The organism is Nitrospira sp. CMX1, from assembly GCF_054902215.1.
Genome location: NZ_JBUBKD010000063.1, coordinates 45,259 through 69,720 on the forward strand (window position 1 = coordinate 45,259; position 24,462 = coordinate 69,720).

The following is a 24,462-nucleotide window of genomic DNA, read 5'->3' on the forward strand; positions in this document are numbered from 1 at the left end:
CGATGGGACTGGATTCGCTCATGAGCATCGGGAAGACGGCCCTCTTCACTGCTCAACAGGCGTTGACGGTAACCGGGCATAATATCAGCAATGTCAATACACCGGGTTATTCCCGGCAGCAAGTTGTCTTGACGGAGGAACGACCGGCAGATGGCAGCCCCGGCCAAGTCGGTACCGGCGTGAAGATTGCCGAAATTCGCCGTGCGGTCGATACATTTATCAATCGGGAATTTACGGCTTCCCAGCAAGATCTCGGACAGTTCACGGTTGCACGAGACGAACTCAGCAAGCTGGAGGGGCTTCTGGGAGATACGAGCGGGCAGGGTTTGGCCGGACAATTGAACGAGTTTTTTAAGGCGTTGCAGGATGCAACGACGGCGCCGTCTCAGGTCACGCCACGCTCGGTGCTGCTGGGGAAAGCCGCGACGCTGTCCAATTCATTCCATCAGCTCAGTGCGGATTTGACCGATACTCGCCAGGCAATTGACGTGCAGGTTGATGTGACGATCAATGAAATCAACAATCTCGCCAAAAAAGTCGCTGAGCTCAATACACAAATCAAGTCTGCTGAAGTCAGCGGCCAGAATGCGAATGATCTTCGGGATCAGCGTGACTTGGCTATCAATGATTTGGCGACAAGAATCGATGTATCGACTCTTGAACGCACTGACGGTACCGTTTCCGTTTTCACGGCTCGTGGACTGGTCCTGGTCGATCAAGAAACGACACGCAATCTTGTTGGAGTGGAATCTCCGGACAATCAAGGGTTGCTGGATGTCGGGTACGACATCGGAGGAAATCGACCGGCTATCATTGGCAGCCTGATTTCCAGCGGGAAACTTCGCGGACTCTTGGATGTGCGAGATCAGACGATTCCTTCGGTCTTGCAGGGAGTCGACGCATTAGCAGGATCCCTCTTGACGGAGGTCAATCAAGTTCATCGTCTGGGATACGGCCTCGATGGCTCGACCGGGCAAGACTTCTTTTCCGGCCTATCCGTCTCGACCAAGGCGCCCAGCTCAAACGTCGGGTCTGGTTCGATCGGCAACGGCGCCGTGACTGCACCCAGTCTTCTGACCTTCCATGACTATGAAATCAAATTCAGCGGACCCAGTAATTATTCGATTGTCGATGCCACGACAGGGAACGGGATCCGAGGCAACTACACTGGAACTGCCCTCACTCCCCCGACAGTGGATGCGCCATTAAGTATCGTGACGGGTGTCAATGATACCCTGGTTGTGTCCGTCGATGGGACCACCTCAGGTACGATCACGCTGAACGGTGCTGCCTCACCGGGGCAGCCGTATACATCCGGCTCTGCACTTGCAGCCGAACTAGAGAGCAAAATCAACACGGATTCGACACTCGCCTCAGCCGGCCGAAAGGTGACAGTGGCTTTTGACAGCACGACGAACAGACTGGTCCTACAATCCAACACGATCGGCGGGAGCAGCTCCGTGAACGTGACAGGCGGGACCGCGAGGGCGAATCTTGGTCTCTCCGGCGGTACCAGCACCGCGGCGTCTGGAACCTATAGTGGGCCGCAAACGTTCCAAGTCGACGGCATCGCGGTGACTGTTTCCGGCACGCCGGCCGCAAACGATATTCTGACATTTAACTCACGGGAAAACGCCGCTCGTGATCTCTCTGTGGAGCTATCCGATCCATCAAAGGTGGCTCTGTCGTCGACACGCGCTGGGGTTCCTGGGAATAATCAGAACGGATTGGCGCTAGTTGCTCTGCAATCCAAAGCCGTTGCTGGTCTCGGCAACACAACGGTTTTTGATGCGTATCGAAAGACGGCAACCGATCTTGGCGTCTCTTCTCAGGTTGCGAGTCAGCGTTTCGACGCCGAGAACGTTCGCAGCGAACAACTACAAACGTTTCAATCTCAGGTTTCCGGTGTGTCGCTCGATGAAGAGTTGGTTAATTTGCTCAGGTATCAGCGGGCATTCCAGGCCGCATCACGTTTGATTACCGCTGCTGATGAGATGATGGCTACCTTGATCTCGCTCAAACAATAGGAAGAGGAGCGCTCTTATGCGCGTCACTGATCAGCAGGTGTTTGGGTTTCTTGTCAACAACTATCAGAGAGCCCGCTTGAAAGAAATCCAGCTGCACGAGCAGCTGGCCACCGGAAAGCAGGTCCTGCAACCTTCAGATGATCCGGGTCGTTTTAATCGGATTCTGGGAGAGCAGACAACGTTGGCCAAGCTTGAACAACGCATTCGCAATGTGGCAACGGCCACCACGCGTGTTGATCTAGCCGATACGTCTCTTCAAAACACGACGACTACGCTCTCGCGAATCAGGGAATTGGCCGTTCAGTATGCCTCCGACACGAACAATGCCTCTGATCGAATCAATGGGGCGCAAGAAATCGAAGCCTTACTGCAACATCTGCTTCAGTTGGGAAATACCACATTCGACGATAATCAACCGGTCTTCGGTGGGACGAGCCGACATGGGTTTGCCGCTGGATTGGCGCTCTCGACACCGGTTACGCTGACGAATGCTGTTGGAGATTCTTTGACGGTGAAGATTGATGGTGTGACATCGGGAGCGATTGATCTGACCAGCGGTACTGAGACGTTAAACGGGTCGGAATTGGCCGCGAGGGTGCAAAGCCGTATTAATGCGGATTCTACCCTGAGTGCTGCAGGGAAGAGCGTTTCCGTCATCTACGCGAATGGACGATTGGCCATCGCCTCGGATTCCGACGGTTCGACGTCGAATGTCGAAGTTCTCAGCGGATCGGCCCGCACATTGCTTGGGTTCAATGGGGGAAGTGCCGCTTCCGGTGGAGCGACCTTTGCGGCGACGGTGGCAACGGATGTGGCATCTACCAATAGCGGTGGTGCGTTGGTGTCGCAAGGGCAGGTTGTGGATACGAACAAGACGTCCTTCGATAACTATGTGGTCCGATTCACGGGCGCAGGGAATTTTGATGTCCTGAACATCTCTGCGCCGGTCGCGGTCGCTCAGAATTCCGCCAATGTAGGCAAGGTTGGTGCAACCGATACCGGAATCGTAGACCCTCAGCGGGTGACACTTGATACCTATGAGGTACAGTTTACTTCCACCTCCCAGTACTCTGTTCGGAACACGACGACTGGCGCGACGCTCTCAACCGGAAACTCCTATGTATCCGGAGGGGCCATCGAATTCGACGGTCTCCGCGTGGTGCTCTCGAACGGGCAGGGGAGCGGGCCGGCCGCGGGAGATCGATTTACCGTCGCTGTCGCTCCGAAATCGGTGCTCACCAACCAGACGTATACGTCCGGCGCTCCCATTGAGTTTGACGGAATCCAGGTCCGAATCACCAATGGTTCGTCGGCGCCGGCTGCCAGAGATCTGTTTCATGTTGTCAGTCAGACTCAGTACGCTGGAGATTCCGGTAGTCATCAGGTGGAAGTAGCGGACGGAGAAGTCATCACGACCAATGTCCCGGGAGACCAAGTGTTTAGCGGTTCCGATATCAATCTCTTTGACACAGTGCAACAACTTGTTGCCTCACTGCGCGGAAATTTCAAGGCTGGGATTACGGCGAGCTTGGGCGGGCTCGACCGAGCCTTGAGTCAGGTCACTACCGGCCAGGGGACCATCGGTGCCTTGGCGAACCGATTGGAATCCACCACTTCGGCGTTAAATGATACGAAATCGTCGGCCACGAACACACTCTCGTCATTTCAAGACATCGATTTGGCCAAGACCATTTCCGATCTGACGTTGCAAAGTTATGCCATTCAGGCGGCCGGTCAGACGCTGTCTCGGATCTTCGACAACTCCCTTCTGAAATATTTACCCTCTTAAGTTTAGCGGATTGTAACCGATAGTTCTATGCAGCACCGTATGGCTATGGAAGGCAGGTATGCTGGTACTGACCCGTCGATGTGGAGAAAGTGTCACGATCGGCCAGGATATCCGTGTGGTCGTGCTCGGTGTGAAAAGCGGGCAAGTTCGTCTTGGGATAGAAGCTCCACCGGCGGTCGCCGTCCATCGGGAAGAGGTGTATACGCGAATCCAAGAAGAGAATCGATTGGCCGCCAAGATACAGGCTGTTCCCCTCGATGCATTTCGTCGACTGATTCCCAGGAAACGTGGAATGGCCTCATGAGGATGTCGCGATGAAATGCAGATCGACCCGGTTCGGGTCATTCGACGTCTCTGACGACAGCATCATCAGGTTTCCTGCCGGCGTGTTGGGGTTTCCGGAGTCCCAACGGTACGTCATTCTCGATCATGACACGGAGGCTCCATTTAAATGGCTCCAGTCGATCGATGAACCTGGGCTTGCATTTGTGATCCTTGATCCAGCCATATTTCATGCCGACTATCATGTCAGTGTGCCTGCCGATATCTTGGCCGAGATGAATAACGAAGATTTGGCATTGGCCGTCATCTTGACCATTCCTTCCGACGATCCAGCTCAGATTACAGCGAATCTACGAGGTCCGTTGGTCATGAATCACAAGACCAGATCGGGCATACAGCTGGTCCTCTCCGAAGAGTATCCAACGCGGTATCCGCTCTTCCCTACATCGTTTTTCCAGCCATCAACCTCCGATAAGGCACGACCCGCTGCAAAGTGTCCTGCCTAAGATGTTGTAAGTGTCAGGTTTGAGGGTCGCTGCGCAGCTTGAAACGCTGAACATGAAACCTGAAGCGTAGAGCAGAAGGAACGCGCGATAAATCTTATCGCCGCGGTGTAGTGGCATACCTGTGCGTGCCGCACGCAGGCGGTTGCAGTCGATGCGTTCGTGAATATTGTGGGTTAGGCGGCCGCCTGTCTCAGGGGAAGGTACCCATTGCGATAGGCTTCCAGGGCATGGACCAGCCGTTCGACTTCGATTTCAAGTTGCGCATACACGGGAGGGGCGTCGTGAAGGGCTTGCAGACGGCCGACTGCCTCAAGACGACTGGCAATCAAGCCAACCTCCGAGGCACATAGGTTGCCTGCCGTTCCTTTAAACGAATGTGCTGACCGCTCGACTGCGGACGAGTTCCCATCGGCCAGGGCCGTTCGAATGTCGGCCAACATTGTCTGATAGCGATCCAAAAAGAGACGGATGAGTTGGCCAAACAACTCATTGTCATTCCCGATGTTTTGATACATCTGTGCGTGATCGAAAATGCATTGCGCAGGATCCGTGGTGCCGGGGGGTGGCGTGTGCTTGCTCAGATGGACCTTCTGAGGTGGAGTCGGCGTCCAACGTGCCAGTGCGGCTCGTAGTTCCTCGAGCTTGATCGGTTTCGAGAGATAGTCGTCCATGCCGGAGGCTAGGCAGCGTTCACGATCACCCTGCATGGCATTGGCGGTAACGGCAATGATCGGTATATGTCGGCGGGTTTCAAGTTTCGAAGCGCCGGTGTTGTGTCGGTGGTCTGTATTTTCAGGTCTTGAATCTGAAACCCGGGACTCGGGACTCGAAACGGTTTCTGATGCCTCGCGTTCCCGAATGATTCGGGTTGTTTCAAAGCCATCCATGAGGGGCATCTGACAATCCATCAGGATGGCGGCATATCGTCCTTTTGAGAGCGCCGCCAAGGCTTCTCGTCCATTATCGACGACATCCGGTCGGTATCCCAGTTTCTCGACCATTCGAACGGCAAGTTTTTGGTTGACCATATTGTCTTCTACCACTAACACATGCTGGTGCTGAACATTTTCGGCGACCGTATGTCTCGTAACCAGTTGTGGGACGATGGAGCCGGTGTGCTCGGTTTTCCGTTCTTGATCGTCCTGTATCCCAAGAACGGTTCGGAGACATCCTCTCAATTCGTCGTGACGAACCGGTTTGGGGAGATAGCCCATTGCGCCGGACGATCGCGCCTGTTCCGCGTGTCCTCGTTGAAGAATGGACGTCATGACAACAAGACGAGTATGAGATCCCTCAGGATGGCTGGTGAGCTCGCGTGCGAGCTGCAAACCGTCTTTCCCGGGCATAATGACGTCCAAAATGGCGAGATCGTACGGTGTCCCTTTCTGGTTGGCCTCTGAGATACGCTGCCATGCCGACTCGGCATCTTCGGCCAGGTCGTCCACCATTCCCCATCCGGAAACCAGATGGTGGAGAATCATCCGGTTTGATTCGTTGTCGTCAACAATCAGGACGCGTTTCCCAGCGAGCTCACCGGAGGGAAGAATGGCACGGAGAGAACCAATTTGTTTCTGGAAGCGTGCCGTACACCAGAAGGTACTGCCTTGACCTTCGACACTCCGTACTCCAATCCGACCTCCCATCAACTCCACCAGCTGTTTTGAAATCGACAGACCCAGGCCGGTCCCTCCGTATTTTCTTGTCGTCGAGCTGTCCGCTTGAACGAAAGGACGAAAGAGCTTGTCGATAGTCCTGGAACTCATGCCAATTCCACTGTCCGTGACTTCGAATCGGATCTCCACAGTATCCGTGGAGTCGTTCTCGAGATAGGCTTGGAGGGTCACCTCTCCGTTGTCCGTAAACTTCACGGCGTTGGCTACCAGATTGGTAAGGATTTGGCGTAGACGTCCTGGGTCCCCTTTGAGCCCTGTCGGAACGGCCGCGTGTACCAGCCCCGTGAGTTCGACTCCTTTGGTCTCGGCTCGTTCGGCGAATTGTGCCAGGACCTGTTCCACAGTGGTTCTCAGATTAAAATCCAGACACTCCAACTCCAGTTTGCCGGCTTCGATTTTGCTGCATTCGAGTACATCATTGATCAACTGCAAGAGTGCTTCACCGCACTGACGAATGGTTTCAGCGTACGAGTGTTGTTCAGGCGTCAGAGGAGTCTCCATCAGCAGGCTGGTCATGCCGATCACCCCGTTCATGGGCGTACGCAATTCATGGCTGACCGTTGCCAAGAATGCCGACTTCACGCGTGCGGACTCTGTTGCCTTCTCAAGCGCCTGATCGAGGCGTTGATTGCTCTCGCGAAGTTGAATGGCTGTCTGTTGGAGTGCATGTTGTGTCTCGTAGACGGTCGTCATATCCGTCGCGTACCCTCGGACGACTCCGTGGGAAAGGATCGGACAAAAGGTCCATGAAAAATTGGCTTTCGGAAGCATGACGTCTTCCCCATGTACGGTTTGGCCGGTCGAGAGGCAGCGTTGGATGATGGCCATGAGCGGAGTGGGTGCCACGCTGGGAAATCCTTCGAGGCTATAGCCGAAGCGAGAGAGCAACGAAATCATGGCGGGATTGGCATACAAGAGGCTGCCATGTCTGTCCAACTCAATCATGGGTGAGGGACTTTCATGCGCAATGGCGGCGAGGCGGTCACGCTCGTGCTTGACTTCCATTTCCTGAGACAAGTCACGGACACAGACCATCAGCACAGCGCCGTCGCCAAATATGTTGGGGGTACATGTCCATTCCACGGGAATGAGTGCCTCCGTCCGTTTCATATGGAGGTGTTGTCTTGAGGCAATTGGATGACCACTGCGCAAGACTCTGGTCAGTTGTGCCGTGATCACGTCTGCATCGGATGCCGTGAGCACCGACCAGAAGGCTGGAAAGGATTGTTTCATGGGGAGCCGCGAGCGTGGTCCCAGGAACCGGCGTCCTTCGCGGTTGACGGCAAGAATCGTGAGATCGGGGTTAAGGATGATGGCACCGATCGGCAAGCCTTCGAGCATGTCAGCGACGTTGGCGATAGGCCACGAGTTGGTTGCCGTCCGTCGGCTGGATCGTCCGTGCTTTCTCTGGGATCGAGGCATTACGCTGCTCGCAAGTCAGAACTGTCCAGAAGTACGCCGATGTTGACTCGTTCACGCGTCGGGTCGAGTACACGGAGGACCGAACGTACCGTATGGTCCGCAGATGGGGCGGCGAGATCGACCTCAATTGGTGTGGGATAGGAGCCTCCCTGTGGGTCGGTCGTGATCTTGACGAGTGGTTTGAGTCGTTGCTGAGGGTTGACCCCAACGACCACCGCGTGCTCTCCAGTATTGAGTCTGACCAAACTTCCCACAGGATAGACGCCGATGCTGCGAATCATCACTTCTACGAGAGGTTTCTCGAATTGACCTCGCTCGCCGGCCAGGAACAGTTGACGAACCGCATCATGGGGCATCATGGACGGACGTGTCCCACGTCGGCTCACCATGCCGTCATAAAAGTCGACGATGCCGACGATTCGCGCGAGGTGCAAGGTCTGGTCGTTTTGTAGAGCGGCAGGAAATCCGCTTCCATCGCTCCGCTCATGATGCTCCCTGACGATGCGCAGGACATCCTCAGGCATGCCGGGTTGTTCGGCGAGCACTGCGACTCCAAGCTTGCAGTGCTGCTCCAGAAGGGTCTTGTCTTGCCCGGTGCACTCATCTCGCTTGCGCACTAAATTGCGGGGCAACCGCACATATCCCGCATCGTGCAGCAATGCTCCCATTCCAACGAGTTCCTGTGCTGATTGATCCAGTCCGCTCTCAAGAGCCAAGATGAGCGACAGGATGCAGGTATCCAGTGCATGAGTCGTCAGGGACCGGTCGAACTGCTTGATCTTTTGAATGGCGAGCTGAGTGACCATCGCGGCATGATCGCGGAGCACGTGCTCTAGGACGGTCGACACGAGCGCTTTGGTCGCTTCAGGTGAAGGAGGAATACCACGTTCAAGGTCTGTGAAGATGCGCTCCACGGCTTCTTGAGCTTGGGCATAGATGACTGAGGCTGGTTGTGAGATCGGTTGATTGGCGTCGTGTGCTGCGGTGACTCCGACGACGGTGGTCGTGTTGGCAGAGGGTGGTGATTCAAGGAGGGCCGGTGGGGTGGATGCGGTGTGCTCAGCACTGTCCTGGCTAGCAGGGGGAGGAGCCGGTGGAACGTCAAGCCCCTTGCTGGTGTCGATCTTGACCATCCTGATCCCATGCCGCTTCATGAGTTGAACGGTCTCTAGGTCTTTGATAGGAAATTTATGAGACAGAAACGGCGTGCGGTACCAGGGGACGTCCATTTCGACGAGATACATCCCTGGGATCAGCTGATCGATTGAGATCCGGTTTATGGCCATAGATCGTGGGCTCCAGGTCAGAGACGTGGTCCAACGGGCGTTCCTCTTGCAGCTGGTTCGCGTGTGTTATCGGCGAAGCAGGCGTCGAACTTGATCGGTGCGTGTACGACCTTGCACGTTGCCGTTCATTTTGAATCAATAGGCCTCATCTCATGTCCTTGCTGCTCAAGAAAAGTCTTCGACAGGCCGATAGAGCCCATCAGAATCCGTTTGTTGAGACTGCTCAACTGGGAAGGAACACGATGAACGAATTAGTCGAGCCGACTCCCTCACCAGCATCGTTCTTATCAGTGGGATTGCCTATCAAACTGTCACTGACGCTTGAAGGGCAGAAGGTAATGTACGGCTCAACGCTGTTGGGGTGGAAGGACCACGCGTGGCTTGTCTGTGAATGGCCGTTGCCGTTGAGTCATGATCAGCGTGTCGAGAGTGGACGCCCGTGCACCGTGAGTTATCTTCACGAGGGCAAACTGGTCGGGTACCGCAGTGAAATTCGCGATCTGATTGCGTCACCGGTGCCGCTCCTCTTCGTGGCCTATCCGAAGACCGTGGAGGAAATGCACCTGCGCAAACATATTCGGACGTCTGCGAACGAACCAATTCTGTTAATGCAAGCGGACGCCACGAACCTATCGGCCTCCGTATTACCCACGAACGGTTGTTTTGGTGGTTTACTGAAGGATCTCAGCGGAGGAGGATGTCGTGTGTTGCTGGATCAACGACCGGTGTGGTTGCGACAGGGAGCGACTGTTCGTCTGGAGTTCGAGTTGCCGGGGATTGGACATATCACAAACTTGACGGGCTTCGTGAAAAACACCGATGTGTGGCAGGGCAGTGAAATGATCGGCATCGAATTCCGATTCAATGAACTGGAATATATCGAATACCGAGGGTGGGGTGGTTCAGTTCGTCAGGCGATCGAGCAGTCTGTCTGCCAGAGAACCAGCACGGCAGTTCGCTCTTTCTAGACAGGCGTCCTCTTGTTCTGTTGCGCAACAACCCGAGCCGTCCTTGTAGTTTCTCGCTGGTGACAGAAACACCTGCTCATGAATGCGATGAAACACGTCGAACTCTCCTGATCGAAGTACGTTCGGCTCCTGGACAAGTTCACGATCATTCACGGCATCGAGGTTGAGGCTTTGTAACAAATCGCCCCTCATTCATCCTTCCGTTGCCGGGTAGACGGCCAGGCCTGGCAGTTCCTTCCGCTCCTACTCGGCAAGACTTGCCGATGTCGTTCCGCCTGGATCCAGGGATCTCACGATTTCCCCAAAAACGACACTATTCTCAGAGTTGCAGCTGGCATGCAACTTGTTACGGGGGAGGGAGAGGAGTTGCAGATATGCCAATTCGTTCCACAGTAATGTTCGCTGCAGATATGGTCATGGATCATCCTGAACTGGTCGATCTCCGCGGGCATCAGCACGGAACAGAGGCGAAGGTCAGTGCAAGCGACTCGGGCGGTATGGTCCTACTTACGTTGACGGGAAACCGTTCGTACGATGCGATCTCCTGGATCTTTCTCACAGGCCAGATCAACTCGCGGTTCCTGCGTCCCGACCCAACGATCGGGCAGATCGGGTTTCAAGAAACGGATATTGTCGCGATGGCGGCTCCCGTAACCAAGTACGCCAAGACGATCGTCAGGCCCGAGGACGTCCGCTATCTTTCCCGCGAGGAATTCAGGAGCAATATGCTGATCGAACCGGCGGAAGGCTGGATGAGCCCGGAGTATCCGGACGTCGTCAAACCGAGAGACACTTCGAGAAAGGAAGCGGCATGAGTAGCGAGCAGAGCAGGGGCGACGGCCGGAGTTCGTTGGAATTCGAATACTACCGGTACTGTCGAAGCCAAAACAAACCGTACTTTGGGCGCGTGATGTGGGCTTCGCAAGGCCTGCCTTTGCGACACGTCGTCATGCAAGAGCTGGTGCGCCTGGAATCGGTCCGTGTCGGTTCCGGCCCGCTTCACATTCTCGAGGTGGGATCTTGGGCGGGAGGGTCGGCTATCACGTGGGCCGACGCCCTCAAGCGACATCATGGGGGAAATGGCCGCGTGATCTGCGTCGATCCATGGAAGCCCTATTTCGACCTTACCAAACGACCGGAAGCTCCGGTCTATCGTGAAATGTGGAACGCGTTGCAGGATGATTCGATCTATGATTTGTTCCTGCACAACATTGCGGCTGCCGGCCATCGTGATGTGGTGCTTCCGTTCCGCGGTCAGAGCAGGGAGATGCTGCCCGCTTTTCCGTTTCGGTACTTCGACATTGTGTTCATCGACGGCGATCATTCCTATGCCGCTGTCGCGGCTGATCTGAAGCTCGCCTCAGCGCTGGTGAAGGACGGCGGCATTTTATGCGGTGACGATCTGGAGCTTCAGATCGAAGAAATCGATCAGGCTTACGCAAGAACGCAGACCGAGTCCGATTATGTCCGCGACCCGCGATCCGGCCGGGAGTATCATCCGGGCGTCACCTTGGCTGTGGGAGAGAGCCTCGGTCGAGTATCAAGTATCGTCGGCTGCTGGGCGGCCCGCAAAAATGGAACAGGATGGGAGGCTACGGAGATGTCCAAAGTGGTCTGCGCCGCAGATCACATTCCAGCCCATCTTGCCCCACAGGAACCTCTCAGCGACTCTGCATTCTTGGCCTGGAGAAAAACGTTAGGGACGGCCGTTAAAAAGCCGGCAAGTTCGGCGGCGGCGGATGTGCCGGCGCATCGGACACGGGTACTCCTCATTCAACTCGATTTTCTGACATGGAAGACCGCCCGCCCGTGGAGTTACAGCGGTGCGTACGGCGTCAGTGACGGTCTGCGAGCGAACGGCGTGGAATGTATCACCATTCCAGCCATCGCGGAGATTCCTTGCTCTTCGCCTGCCTCCTGGCTGTCCCACGCCAAGCAGTTTTTTCAAGGCCAACGGTTCGATCAGGTGTGGATCTGGCTTGTTCATACCGCTCTCGATTCCAGGACGTTGGAATGGATCGCGGAGCTGGCTCCGATCCGCGTCGGTGTTCTGATGGAAACGCTTCTCTATGACGAGGACGACTATCTTTGGGCGCCTCACCTTCGGCACCGGATGCCAGAGCTTGAAAAACAGCTTCCTTATCTCACGCACCTACTGGCTCCGGACGAGCGCGATGCCGTCGCGTTGAAAAACCGAGGGAAGACGGAAGTACTCTGGTGGCCGCCCATGGTGCCGAGGCGATACATCCCCTCGTCCGAGTCGACTCCTCGCTTTGATCGAGCCGTATTCCACGGCGTGCCGTATGGGCCGCGGCGGAATTGGGTGGCTCATCCCGCGCTCCGTGACCTCATGACGTTCCAGCAGCCCGCTGATCCACCCACTGATTATCAACGCATGTTCGATCGTCTGCAACAGGCGTCGCAGCAGCTCTTGACCAGCGGTCGGCCTGTGTCCGAATCGCAATTGAACGACTATGCGGCTTGTCTGCAACAAGTCCGCGAAGGTGAGTTCACGGAATGGATGGCGGCGCTTGGCCACTGGGCCGCGATCGTGAACTTGCCGAGCCTCGCGAAGTTTTATGGCGGCCGCGTATTCGAAAGCATGGCATCCGGACGCCCGGTCTTGTCCTGGTCGATCCCGGCTCATCCAAAGAATCGCAATCTATTCGAAGCGGATAAGGAGATCATCCTGTTTCCCGGCGATCAGCCGGCAGCCTTAGCGGCCAAGCTGGAGCGGGTGCTTCGCGATCGTCCCTTTGCCGAAAGAGTCGCGCGGGCCGGGCGGCGGAAGGCTGAGCGATACCACACCAGCGAATACCGGATTCAGCAAACCTTGAGATGGATTGAGACAGGAGCAGAGCCGGATTACGGCACCAGGGCAGGTTTCCACTTACCGATTAGTTTAGGCGCGTCCTCGGCATCTTGTCCCCCATCATACGACACCAAAACCACGGTTTTCGTGCTCACAGTTGATGACCCTGCCTTTCCGGCGTGCAAGACAGCGTTGGATGCGCAACTGGGCACGACGTTCAAACTGGAGATCATCCGGAATGTTTGCCCTTTCAGCGCGGCCGCTCAACGCATGATTTCGGATTGCCGGACCGAGTACTTCATCCAGGTCGATGAAGACATGATTCTCCAGCCGGATGCCGTGGCGTCCATGGAAGCGGTGATGGAAGCCGCACCTGACGACGTCGGAATGATCTGTTTCCATTTGTTCGACGAGGATCGCGGCATCCCGATCCAGGGAGTCAAAATCTATCGAGCCGCGCTCATGAAGCCGCTGATGTTCCAAGACGTCAAAGCCAGCGAAATGGATCTGCTCGATCAGATGGGGCGACAGGGGATTGCTTGGATTCTGCATCCCGATGTCATGGGCCAGCATGGTACTCACTACACGCCGGCAACGATCTATCGTCGATACAAAACGATGTATGAAAAGGATATCCGGCAATGGAATACATTGACCGTCGATATCCGGAGAAAAGCGGACCAGTTTAGGGAATCGGGCGATTTGTTGGCACTCTTTGCCTTGTTGGGAGCGGCCCATGGCATTGTGTTGGCCCCGCTGGTGTCAAATCGGGAAAAGGATGCCCGCCAGTATGCGTTGAAAGAGCTAGAGGTCTTCACGCGCCTCTTCCTGTCGGAGCAGCCCACGACTCAGCCGTATGATCCATCGAAATCTGACATGCCTCTCTCGAATCCGCCCATTCCGTTCGATCAGGTCCAGTGGAAGCCGGGTACGTTGGAGTCAAAGATAACTAAGGTCAGCAATTCCGCGGCAAGATCGAAACCGATCCTGATCGTGACGCCCCATTTCTGGCCCTCTGTCGGTGGGGTAGAAATGGTGGTGGAGGACTTGGGGATTGGTTTGACGGAAGCGGGATTTTCAGTACAAGTCGCGTGCCATCGTCAGGCGGATCGAGCGTCTCGAATGTATCGGGGCATCGAGATCATCGAAGTATCAGGTCCCGAGGTGATGCACGATGGTTTGCCTGTGGCTGGAGGCGAAGTGGCGCAATTGGTGGCGTCGGGCCGGTATGAGGCGGTGATTGTGCTTGGGTCCCCGATCCATCCGTTTTTCTACGTTATGCTGGAGATTCCGGATCTGAAGTCCCGGCGCATTTTCTTCCAACCCACGATCAACCAGGAGGGGTATGACTTCTTGCGCAGCTGCCAACATGGTCAGTCGGTGCTGAGGCAGCTCGCGGATCAGTCTACCGCGGTCATTGTCCTGGGCGAGCAGACGCCGGATGCCCGTTACTGTCGGGAAGAACGGATTCCCACCATGATGATCCCAAATGGCACCAAGCCACTCGCACCAACGGGAGATTTCCGGAGGCGGCATGGGATTGCCGAGGATACATTCGTGCTGCTCCAGGTCGCGAATTTGTATCGGGTGAAGAATCATCTGAGATTGCTTAACACCTTCACGCCGGTTCCGTCAGGGGTCAAGCTGGTGATGATTGGGCATGAGACGTGTGAAACGGAGTATGTCGCTGAGGTGCGTACGGCGCTTGCCGCCAGACCAGAGGTGCTGTTTATCCCAGGACTGGATCGGCAGGGGGTGGCTGAGGCGATGCAGGCGGCTGATCTGGTCCTGCTCTGCTCCGAGGGGGAAGTTTCTCCGCTGTGCTTGCTGGAAGCCATGAGTCTCCGGCGTCCGTGGCTCGCGACTCCTGGGTGTGGGACCGCGACAGCACAAGCCGGTGGGTTGGTACTACCGCTTGCGGAATTCCCGGAAGCTGTATGGGTGCTGAGGCAGCATCCGGATTACCGATCCCGGTTGGGCCAGGCTGGATATGAACATTGGGACATGTGCTTTCAATGGGAGCCGATACTGGCTGCTTGGATCACTCTGCTGGAGACCGGCCGGTTAGCCACGCTGTTTGAAATGCCTGCGACTGTGGCGCGGGAGCGGGACGAACTTTTGGCTACGTATGGACGGCTTAAGACGGGTAGCTCTGCAGGATTACAGGACCGCATAAGCTCTCCGGCTGAAGCTCCGGCGACGAGAGCAACAATAGCATGTGTGAAACAACAACCGACTACGCATGACGTGATAATCCCATCATACGAGGGTCTCATGGATCAGGATCAGTTCTACGTCAACCTGTTCGTTAACAGCCCCTACTGGTCGATGCCTGAGCCGAATCCTGACGAGGCGGCACGCTGGGTGAAGATCGCTGTATTTCTCGAGCATATCCTGCAGCGTGTGCGTAAAAATCATCCGGACGCCTCGTTGCGGATCATTGAGATCGGATGTGGGCGCGGGTGGTTGACTAACCTTGCCTCTGCGTACGGCACGGTGGAAGGGGTCGAGCCGGTGGCTGGAGTTGTGGCGCACGCCAAAACGCTTTTCCCTCAGTATCGATTTGAGCCGGGGACAGCTGAGACGGTGCTCGCGCGGTCTGATTTCCGTCCCTATGACGTGGTGTTGTGCTCCGAAGTCATCGAGCATGTGCCGCATGAACAGAAACCGACCTTCTTGGAGGGGCTCAAGCGGCTGTTGACACCGGATGGCTATCTGATTCTTACCACACCGCGCGGGGAGATGTGGGAACGCTGGCAAACTATTGCGCCGCCTAACCAGCCGGTTGAGGCTTGGGTGACCGAACAACAATTGGAAAACTACCTCATCGGGCAGGAATTCGCCCCTGTGGGGATCGAACGCGTTCATGTCGAGATTCCTTCTCTGCGGTATATCCCGTCGGTGACGGCGCATGACCTGAAGACTCGAGAGCTGGTCCCTATTTACCAGGTGTGGGCGGCGCAACGGGCGGCAGCAAAGATGGGTCGGCCATCGATGAAGCGGCCGCCCATGGTCAGCGTCATTATCCCGACCTACAATCGGCCCGACCGTTTGCGGATGGCCATCGAGAGTGTGGCGAGCCAGGAGTACCAGGATTTTCAGATCATCGTCGTGAATGACGGCACCGTTCCGGTCGAGGCTATTGTGTCGGACCTGAATCGAGATGGACGGATCATGCTGGTGACCCATGACCGCAATCGTGGTCTTGCAGCCTCCCGTAACACCGGACTGCGTCAGGCTACGGGCAAGTATGTGTGTTATCTGGATGATGACGATCGATTTCTTCCAGACCACCTGAGCACTTTGGTGAAGCGACTGGAAGTCGGTGACTGCAAAGTGGCCTATACGGATGCCTGGCGTGTGCATGAGCGGGTGGTTAATGGACGGATCACTGAATACCAACGTGATCGCCCATATTCTCACGAGTTCAATGCCCACCAACTCTTGATCAATAACTACATGCCGGTGCTCTGTGTCATGCACGAGCGGGCATGTTTGGATGAAGTCGGGGGATTCGACGAAAGTCTCTATGTGCATGAAGACTGGGATCTGTGGATCAGGCTTGCGGCTTGTTATTTGTTCATCCATATTCCGAAGACAACTGCCGAATTTACCTGGCGGATCGATGGTTCAACGATGTCCAGCCAGCCGCGAGAGGCTTTTGTCAGAACTGCGGAGATTATCTATCGGAAATATGTGCACCATGCCGCCCCGTATCCGAAGATCGTCCAGCACCAGCGTGAGCGTCTGGCCGCGATGAGGCGAGAGCTCGCCGTGAAGCGGTTCGACTGCTCCATCATTATTCCCGTATGGAACAAGGTGGACCTGACTACGCAGTGCTTGATCGCTTTGTCAGAGGTGACGGACGGCGTTTCGTACGAAGTCATTGTCGTGGACAATGGTTCAACCGACAGTACCCAGGAATTTATGAAGTCCTTGAGCGGCGATGTACAGGTGATTCGCAATTCAGAGAATTTAGGATTTGCCAAGGCTTGCAATCAAGGAGCTGCTGCTGCCACAGGCGACTATTTGGTGTTCCTCAACAATGACACGATTCCTTTGAAGGGATGGCTTTCTACGTTAGTGGATGAGGTGAAGGCTCACCCGAACGTGGCCATTGTAGGAAGTAAACTGCTCTATCAGGACCGGTCCGTACAGCATGCCGGAGTGGCGGTTGATCGACGTAGTCATACGCCCTACCACATCTACAGAGGATTTGCGGAAAGCCATCCCGCAGTCAACAAACGGCGTGAGTTGAATGCGGTGACCGGCGCCTGTCTCTTAATCCGGCGTTCGCTGTTCAGCGACGTGGGTGGATTTGAAGAGGGCTATGTCAATGGCTTTGAGGATGTGGACCTCTGCTTCAAAGTGCGCGAACGAGGCCATACCATCGTGTACCAGCCGAAGAGTGTCGTATTCCATCTGGAAAGCCAAACACCTGGTCGCAAGCAGCATGAGGCGGAGAATGGTCGGCGGTTGATGCAGCGATGGGGGAAGGCTTGGTGGCTGGTTGATAATGACAGTCTCTTCGTCAGTGATGGGTATAAGGTGGTCGAGGTTTCGCAACATGGACGAAGCCAGCAGGCGCTGCAATTATTGGAGGACCCCAAGGACCGACAGGCGTGGGAAGTGGTGGCAGAGACACAACAGGCTGGCAAACACCGCGATGAGGCCGCAGTGGTGCGTCAGTTGGCACGCTATGCTGAGTGGCCGGCTGACCGCGATGTGCTGATGTGGGGCGCTTCGGTGGCTGAGGCTGTCAAGCAGCCGACGATGGCCGAAGCGTTCAGACGGCGTGTGGCGACGATTGATAACCCGTTTGAGGAACAGATCACCATCATTCGAGAGGCTTTGACCAAGGGCCAAGTGGCCACGGCCGAGGCCCGCTTGGAATTATTGCTGAAACAGCATCCTATGCATGCAGAGGGGCTCTTGCTCAAAGGTATTCTCTGTATGCAGCGAGAGCAGCATGAACAAGCGGAGATGGCATTTGGGACCGCACTTCATGGCGGTGTCGAACGCAGGAAATGTCTGATGGGGATGGGAATGGCCGCAATGGGAAGAGGTTACGCACAGGGAGCCTGGGAACGGTTTCGGGAAGTATTGGTGGACTATCCCGATGATGCAGAGGCGATTCATTGGTTGCTCCGTGCGGGCGCCGCGCAGAACCGTTGGCATGAGCTGGGCGAACAATTGCATTCCTATGTAAAGAGAAATCCGGAGGACCTCGCTTCCCGCTTTGCGTATGCCGGCGTCCTGCTGCGAGCCGAACAGATCAATGCCGCCAGGCGGGAGTATGACGCGCTCTTGCGGATCGCTCCTACGTATGACGGGTTGGAGCAACTCGGGCGGGCAATTTCGGGGAGGGAAGCAGTGCTGATCATGGAAGCGGCTTCGTTGTAGAGAGATGGGAAAACGAGTCCTCCTCATCCAATTAGCCAGACTCGGTGATCTTGTGCAAACGATCCCGGTCATTACAGCGTTCAAGGAAGCGCATGGGGACTGGACTGTCGATCTGTTGTGCCCTGCGCACTTGGAAAAGATCGGGCGAATGATTCCAGGAATTGCAGCGGTGGTGCCCTGGGATGGTGCCGCATGGAATCAACGGGCACGCGTCGCGGAGAGAGCATTCCATCCGGACTCTCTCGTCGAAGCCGATGCCGCTCTTCGTGCGATTGCAAATGATCCCTATGACTGTGCCTTCGTGCTCAACCAACATCCACGTGCGGTCTTAGCAGGAGCGCTTCTTGCGCGGGAAAGCATCGGAGCCATAGTCGGGGGGCCGCTCGACCGGACACTGTCACCATGGGCGACCTATGTGAGGGCCATCGCCAGTGATCGAAGGGAGAATCGTATTCATTTAGCGGATGCATTTTGCGGGATGTGTGGCACCTCTCCACCGAAACTAATGCGACCGATGCATGTGCCAGTTGCATCGCTTCCCGATGAGCTCAACGAGATCGGCCGGTCTGAGGGGCGGTGGATTGGATTGCTCGTAGGGGCAGGAGAAGAAGACCGATTGGTGCCGATCACAGTCTTGGCTTGCTTGATCATAGCCTGTTTGAACACGCTTCCACGAAGTCGTCTCGTCTTATTCGGCAGCAAGCAAGAACAAGAGCGAGCCCATGCAATTCAATCTCTCCTTCCATCCTCACTCCTGGGTCGGGTGTGGGACACGACAGGTCGCCTTTCTCTGACCGAATTGGCACTGGGCTTGACTCGTTGTCAGGTCGTGATTGGGGCCGACACCGGTCCGCTCCATTTGGCGGCTGCCCTGGGGATCAACGTGATTGGATGGTACTTTGCCAGAGCACGAGTTCATGAGACAGGGCCATATGGGTTGCACCACTGGGTGTGGCAGGCGGAAGGGGAAGGTGAAAGCGATTCAGTCTCACGGTCGCTCTGTCCTAAAACTTGGCCGATCGATGAAACGATTGCGATCTTGGCGAACAAGCCAGTGCCTGTTCCTCCGAACTGGTCGGTGTGGGAAAGTCATCGAGATACGTGGGGTGCCTATTATGTTCCGGCAGGACAGGAACCGACAGTACCGCGTCAACGAGAATCAATCTGGCGGGAGTTGCATCCCACTCCGGTGGGATAAGGAGATTCTGTGGAGTATCTGAATCACAATCTTGCAGGTCTTCGCCAGACTGCTCCTGATCTTGCGGAGGCGGTGCAGGGTAGTCAGGGCGGTCTCCTGACGATTGTACCCTCACGCGAAGGTGCTCCCTCGGCGACACACCAGGGCCAATGGGTCCATAGTGCGTACGATCCCAAGAAAGAAGCCAGGTCTTGGGCCGAGCAACAAGCCAAAGAATGGCAGTCCGGTGAAGTGGGCGTGGTATTGGGGGTAGGGCTCCTCTATCACGTAGAGGCGTTGGTGGGTGCTTGCCGACCGGATGCACGACTGGTCGTCGTAGTGCCTGATCCGTCCGTGCTCAAGGATGCGTGTGGTGCGAGGCCGCTTGGAGCATGGATGAACAAGATCCACTGGGTTGCGGGCACAGCCGAAGATATGGCTGCGCAGCTGGCGGCACAATCGTCCCCTCTCCGGTTCTTCACGTATGAGCCGGCGGCACGGTTTCATACCGAGTTCCATCAGCGCCTTGAGGCAAGGCTGCGTCGTGCCATGGCGGCAAAAGCCGGAGGTCAGTTGCACGTAGCCGTGGTCGGACCTATTTATGGAGGATCTCTCCCGATCGCCCGGTATGTCGTCTCCGCCTTGAACGAGCTGGGTCATCGGGTGAGTTGGCTCGATCATCAGGTGCATCAATCCAGCTACGAGGTCTTCGGATCATGCCGTGAATTACGACACCGCTTGATGCTCCAAAGCCGATTTGCCGATGTCCTGAGCCTGAGCACGATGGCGCATCTTGCAGAGGATCCACCTGATCTGGTTCTGGCCATAGCCCAAGCCCCGTTGAGCTTGGCAGTGCTGCAGCATCTGCGCAAGAAGAAGTTTCTGACGGCGATGTGGTTCGTCGAAAACTATCGCCATCTGACCTACTGGCGTCAATTGGCGGGAGGGTACGATTACTGGTTTGTGATTCAACAAGGGGACTGTCTCGACGCGTTAAAGCGGGCCGGGGCGCCTCAGGTTCACTATCTTCCGATGGCCGCGGACCCTAACGTGCATCGTCCGATGTCGCTGACCTCGTCTGAGCAGCAGGAATATGGAGCCGACGTGTCGTTTGTGGGAGCTGGCTATGCGAATCGGCGGAACCTATTGCCGCACTGGCGGTCGAAGGAGTGGTCGCTGAAAGTATGGGGTAACGAATGGGAGGGAGCGATCGACCTTTCCGGTGTCCTGCAGCGGAACGGTGCGCGCATCGATACTGAGACCTGTGTCAAGGTCTTTAACGCTACCAAGATCAACCTGAATCTTCATTCATCTTCGGGTCTCGGCCTCGATCCGCAACCGGATTTCCTCAACCCTCGTGCCTTTGAGCTTGCCGCATGTGGTGCGTTTCAATTGGTGGATAAACGGTCGCTTCTTTCGGAACTCTTTACGTCGGACGAAGTCGTGTGCTTTCGGCAAGCAGAGGACGTCCCGAGGCTGATCGGGGAGTGGTTGACTGACACCGATGCCCGGGATGCTCACGCTGAGGCATCGCGTCGACGGGTCCTGCGTGACCATACCTATCGTCACCGCGTTCAAGATCTTCTCTCCGTAGTTGGTCTGCACCAACCGGACCGAATCGGTTCGATTCTTCGAGGAGACCGGTCGACCCGAGGACTCACAGCGCGAGCGACAGAGGTGCCGGAACTTGTTCCGTTGTTGGGTCGATTCCCTGTTGAACAGCGGGTCGAGTTGAAGGACCTCGCCGCCGATATCCGAGCACGGGCACCGGGTCGGCAGCTGGCTCGAGAAGAATTGCTGATCCTGATGCTCGACAGTTATCGGGCGGAAACCCGAGACCTGGTCTAACGTGAATCGTGAAGCGTGAGTCTCAAGAACAAGGCGGCACGTTGCAGTGAAACAAGTCCTTATCATTAACATCACACGAATGGGCGATCTCGTCCAAATGGGCGCATTGTTGGATCGACTTCAGGAAGAATGGCCGGGAGTGGCGGTTGATCTGATCGTGGATCGACGATTTGCACCGGTTGTATCGCTGCTGAGTGGGTTGCGCGAGGTGATCACCGTTGATTTCCACGAACTGATCGATGACAGCCGGGCGGCTGTGAAGGATGTCATCACGCTCTTTCGAGATGCAGTCTCATGGGTTAAGCCGTTGGCAGGGCGGGGATATGATCGTGTGATCAATCTGACCTTCAACAAGCCAAGTGCGCTCCTGGCGGGACTCATCGGAGCACCCGACATCCGAGGGGCACAAAGCGCGTGGGACGGTGGCACGGTCGTCGAGAATCCCTGGATGGCGTATTTCTGTGACTTTCACCAGTTTCGGCGATTGAATCGCTTCAATCTTGTCGACATCTACGCACTTGGTGGAAGTCGCCCAGGGACATTTGCACCGCTTCGGCTGTCGTGCTCTCCTGAGGATTACACGTGGGCGAGGGAAACCCTCACGGGAGCGGCAGAGTGGATTGCCGTACAGGCAGGAGCAAGCGACGGCATGAAGGCTTGGCGTCCCCATCTCTTTGGCCTGGCGTTGGCCCATGTAAGCAAACGATGGCACGGTGGAATTCTTTTCATCGGCAGTCAAGAAGAGGAAGCTACCGTTGCAGAAGTGATGCAGGTCTATCGAGAAGCCGGGGGGAAGAACCAGGTCAAGGCGATGGCGGGGTGCACAACCGTGAATCAACTTGCTGGGTTGCTAGCAAAATGTCGATTGTTGCTGACCAACGATACGGGGCCAATGCATATCGGCGTGGCGGTCGGCACATCGGTCGTTGATCTTTCTGTGGGACATGTCGATTTTCAGGAAACCGGCCCCTATGGGCCCGGTCATTGGGTGATTCAACCGGAGCTGGAATGTGCTCCTTGTGGGTTTGAGCAAGTCTGTGCCCACCATGCGTGCAAGGACCGTATCTCGCCGGACTTTGTGGCTGATCTCATGTGTCATGTACTGGAGGCAGGGCCGTGCCCCACGAGGGTAGCTGGGGGACGCCTCTATGAGTCCGGAGTGGATGAGGATGGGCTGGGCACATTTCGCTTGAAGGGGGGAATAGAGTCTCCTGTTACAGAATGGTATGCGGCGTTTTGGCGTCGCTATTGGTATGAAACACATACGGGATTGCGGAGCCACCTGTCGCCTCCGGAAGGGTTGCCTCCCGATGCATCAGAGGTGAAAGGACAATTGCGGACTCTCATGCCTCTTCTGGAGGCGGCATGCCGAAGAGCGGAGAAGATCGTGCAATTGGCTGGTGGTGCATCAGTCGATATTTCAGAGTTGAAACGGCTTCAACGTGAGCAAAAAGCTGATCAGGAGCGGTTGCTCCGCATTGGAATGGCAACAGAGGTTCTAGCCCCTCTCGCAGCAGCCTTTGGTCGACAGGTCCAAAGCGACAACGTCCTCGGTTTGGACCGACTTGCGAAGCATCAGTCTGGCGCGTATCAAACCTGGCTGAGACGTGTGAGAGAGATTGATCGGTGTCTCACACCTGATCATGCGAGAAATCTAATCATGGTTGGGCCCGAGCGGCAAGCGGCATGAGCTGGATGATGTAGGGGGGAGACGACACATGAATATTCAATTGGACAACGAGCAATGGCAAGCCGTCAGCACCGCGACCCTTGGTGACATCCTTGCTGATCTGAGCGAACGGGCGCATGCTCGGTCTCGAATCGTGACGACCGTTATGTTGGACAGTCGTCGGATTACAGATCGAGACATCGATCCACATCTCCTCCAACAACCGTCCACTCGCTACCGCGAGTTGGTCGCGACTTCAGCGACGCAGCCGGAACTGCTCGAATCTGCACGTGGCGCGATCGAGCGATATCGTCGTGTGGTTGCGGCCGAAGGCACCTCGCTCGCCAATCAGTTTCGGATGGGGGCACAGGATCTGTCGGCATTCGATGTCTGGCTGGGAAAAGTTGCGGATGCGCTTGAGATTATTGAGAACGGCCAGAAACAGCTTGGAACCCAGTCTCCGGGGCATGCCATCGCGGGATGGATCGAAGAGCTCCTGGCTGCGAGGCATATCCGCGATACGGTGCGGATGGCGGATCTGTTGGAATATGAGATCCTTCCACGCATTGCCGTCTGAGCCTGTGATGTTCATTCGTTCTCATTCTAGCGGGTAGCCCCTCATCTCTACGAATTCCTGCGGAAGCTCAAGTCCCAGGGAGATTAGCCGATAAGACAGGCACGCCACGTACAGGCGTTAAGGGAATACGGCTTCTACACGGATGTCGGAAGCGCAGCGGCGGACGATGTTCTAGTTTCAAGGAGGAAGGCGAATGGCACTTATCATTAACAATAACCCCGCATCCATCGCGGCTCAGCGGAACCTTTCGGTCAATACCTTGGCCCTGAACCGTTCGGTTGAACACTTGTCCTCCGGCTTGCGAATTACGCGGGCTGCGGATGATGCGGCTGGTCTTGGACTATCCGAGTCCTTGCGTGCACAGATTCGCAGCATCAACCAGGCGACGCGAAATGCCAACGACGGCATCAGTCTGACGCAGATCGCCGACGGCGCTGCTGCCACGATCGGTTCGTTGCTGGCCAGGCTCCGTGAGCTGTCTTCACAATCGGCGAGCGGCACAGTGGGCAATACGGAACGGTCCTATATCGATCAAGAGTTCGTCGCGCTGCGTTCGGAAATCGATCGTATCGCGCAAGTGACCGAGTTCAACGGTCAGGCGTTGACGAGCGGCTCAACGATCAGCTTCTCCATTGCTATTGGGTTCCGCAGCGGTTCGGGGAACACGCTGAGCCTGGATCTGAACGACATCACCACAACCTCGTTGGGGCTGTCCAGCGTGAACGTCTCAACTTCCGCCAATGCCACCAGCGCGTTGGCAAATGTCGACAATGCGATCAGTGCCATTGCCACCGCGAGAGCCGAATATGGGTCGATTCAGAACCGGTTTGAAGCAACGATCAACAATCTGCAGGTCACGAGTGAGAACCTCACGGCTGCAGAATCTCGGATCCGCGACGCTGATGTCGCACAGGAGACCTCGGTGTTTACCAAGAATCAGATCTTGGTGCAGGCAGGCATTGCGACGTTGGCACAAGCCAACACGCTGCCTCAACAAGCGCTCACGTTACTCAGAGGATAATG

At 56.1% G+C, this 24,462-nt stretch carries 14 protein-coding genes; 12 read left to right on the forward strand and 2 right to left on the reverse strand.

What is annotated here, in order from left to right:
• The first annotated feature begins 2 nt into the window (after window positions 1-2).
• From flgK to fliW, 4 genes are read left to right on the forward strand one after another with little or no spacing between them, the layout of a single operon-like run.
• Window positions 3-2,027, forward strand: coding sequence for a flagellar hook-associated protein FlgK (flgK, locus tag ACYX34_RS15845; protein ID WP_462077545.1), 2,025 nt, complete (start codon window positions 3-5; stop codon window positions 2,025-2,027).
• A 16-nt stretch (window positions 2,028-2,043) separates the two neighbouring features.
• Entirely contained in the window at window positions 2,044-3,816 is a 1,773-nt protein-coding gene (locus ACYX34_RS15850) for a flagellin N-terminal helical domain-containing protein (protein WP_462077546.1), read from the forward strand.
• A gap of 58 nt (window positions 3,817-3,874) precedes the next feature.
• Window positions 3,875-4,120: a carbon storage regulator CsrA gene (gene csrA / locus ACYX34_RS15855; RefSeq protein ID WP_462077547.1), complete on the forward strand. Its 246-nt coding sequence runs from the start codon at window positions 3,875-3,877 to the stop codon at window positions 4,118-4,120.
• 10 nt (window positions 4,121-4,130) lie between these two features.
• Window positions 4,131-4,604 (forward strand): flagellar assembly protein FliW, encoded by a 474-nt coding sequence (gene fliW, locus ACYX34_RS15860; RefSeq protein WP_462077548.1) that lies wholly within the window; start codon window positions 4,131-4,133, stop codon window positions 4,602-4,604.
• A 173-nt stretch (window positions 4,605-4,777) separates the two neighbouring features.
• Here the strand turns inward: fliW and ACYX34_RS15865 are convergent, their stop codons facing one another.
• Both ACYX34_RS15865 and ACYX34_RS15870 read right to left on the reverse strand, forming a co-directional pair.
• On the reverse strand, window positions 4,778-7,699 hold the full coding sequence (locus tag ACYX34_RS15865; RefSeq protein WP_462077549.1) for a response regulator: 2,922 nt from the start codon (window positions 7,697-7,699) through the stop codon (window positions 4,778-4,780).
• Window positions 7,699-8,985 carry an HD-GYP domain-containing protein gene (locus tag ACYX34_RS15870; protein ID WP_462077550.1) on the reverse strand — a complete coding sequence of 429 codons (1,287 nt, stop codon included), beginning with the start codon at window positions 8,983-8,985 and terminating at the stop codon, window positions 7,699-7,701. Before ACYX34_RS15870 ends, ACYX34_RS15865 begins: the two co-directional genes overlap by 1 nt.
• Before the next feature lie 242 nt (window positions 8,986-9,227).
• Between ACYX34_RS15870 and ACYX34_RS15875 the strand changes: the two genes are divergently transcribed.
• The 8 genes from ACYX34_RS15875 (at window position 9,228) to ACYX34_RS15910 (ending at window position 24,460) form a co-directional block, all read left to right on the forward strand.
• Window positions 9,228-9,953, forward strand: coding sequence for a flagellar brake protein (locus ACYX34_RS15875; protein WP_462077551.1), 726 nt, complete (start codon window positions 9,228-9,230; stop codon window positions 9,951-9,953).
• A gap of 374 nt (window positions 9,954-10,327) precedes the next feature.
• Entirely contained in the window at window positions 10,328-10,768 is a 441-nt protein-coding gene (locus ACYX34_RS15880) for a hypothetical protein (RefSeq protein ID WP_462077552.1), read from the forward strand.
• Window positions 10,765-18,168 (forward strand): glycosyltransferase, encoded by a 7,404-nt coding sequence (locus ACYX34_RS15885; RefSeq protein WP_462077553.1) that lies wholly within the window; start codon window positions 10,765-10,767, stop codon window positions 18,166-18,168. Before ACYX34_RS15880 ends, ACYX34_RS15885 begins: the two co-directional genes overlap by 4 nt.
• 4 nt (window positions 18,169-18,172) lie before the next feature.
• Window positions 18,173-19,366 carry a glycosyltransferase family 9 protein gene (locus ACYX34_RS15890; RefSeq protein WP_462077554.1) on the forward strand — a complete coding sequence of 398 codons (1,194 nt, stop codon included), beginning with the start codon at window positions 18,173-18,175 and terminating at the stop codon, window positions 19,364-19,366.
• Window positions 19,367-19,375: 9 nt separating this feature from the next.
• A complete protein-coding gene (locus ACYX34_RS15895; RefSeq protein ID WP_462077555.1) occupies window positions 19,376-21,193 on the forward strand; it encodes a CgeB family protein in 1,818 nt (605 codons plus the stop codon).
• 46 nt (window positions 21,194-21,239) lie between these two features.
• The gene (locus ACYX34_RS15900; RefSeq protein ID WP_462077556.1) at window positions 21,240-22,883 is read left to right on the forward strand and encodes a glycosyltransferase family 9 protein; all 1,644 of its coding nucleotides are present in this window, start codon (window positions 21,240-21,242) and stop codon (window positions 22,881-22,883) included.
• A 28-nt stretch (window positions 22,884-22,911) separates the two neighbouring features.
• Window positions 22,912-23,439, forward strand: a complete 528-nt coding sequence (locus ACYX34_RS15905; protein WP_462077557.1) for a hypothetical protein — start codon at window positions 22,912-22,914, stop codon at window positions 23,437-23,439.
• 193 nt (window positions 23,440-23,632) lie between these two features.
• Window positions 23,633-24,460 carry a flagellin N-terminal helical domain-containing protein gene (locus ACYX34_RS15910; RefSeq protein WP_462077558.1) on the forward strand — a complete coding sequence of 276 codons (828 nt, stop codon included), beginning with the start codon at window positions 23,633-23,635 and terminating at the stop codon, window positions 24,458-24,460.
• Window positions 24,461-24,462: the final 2 nt, after the last annotated feature.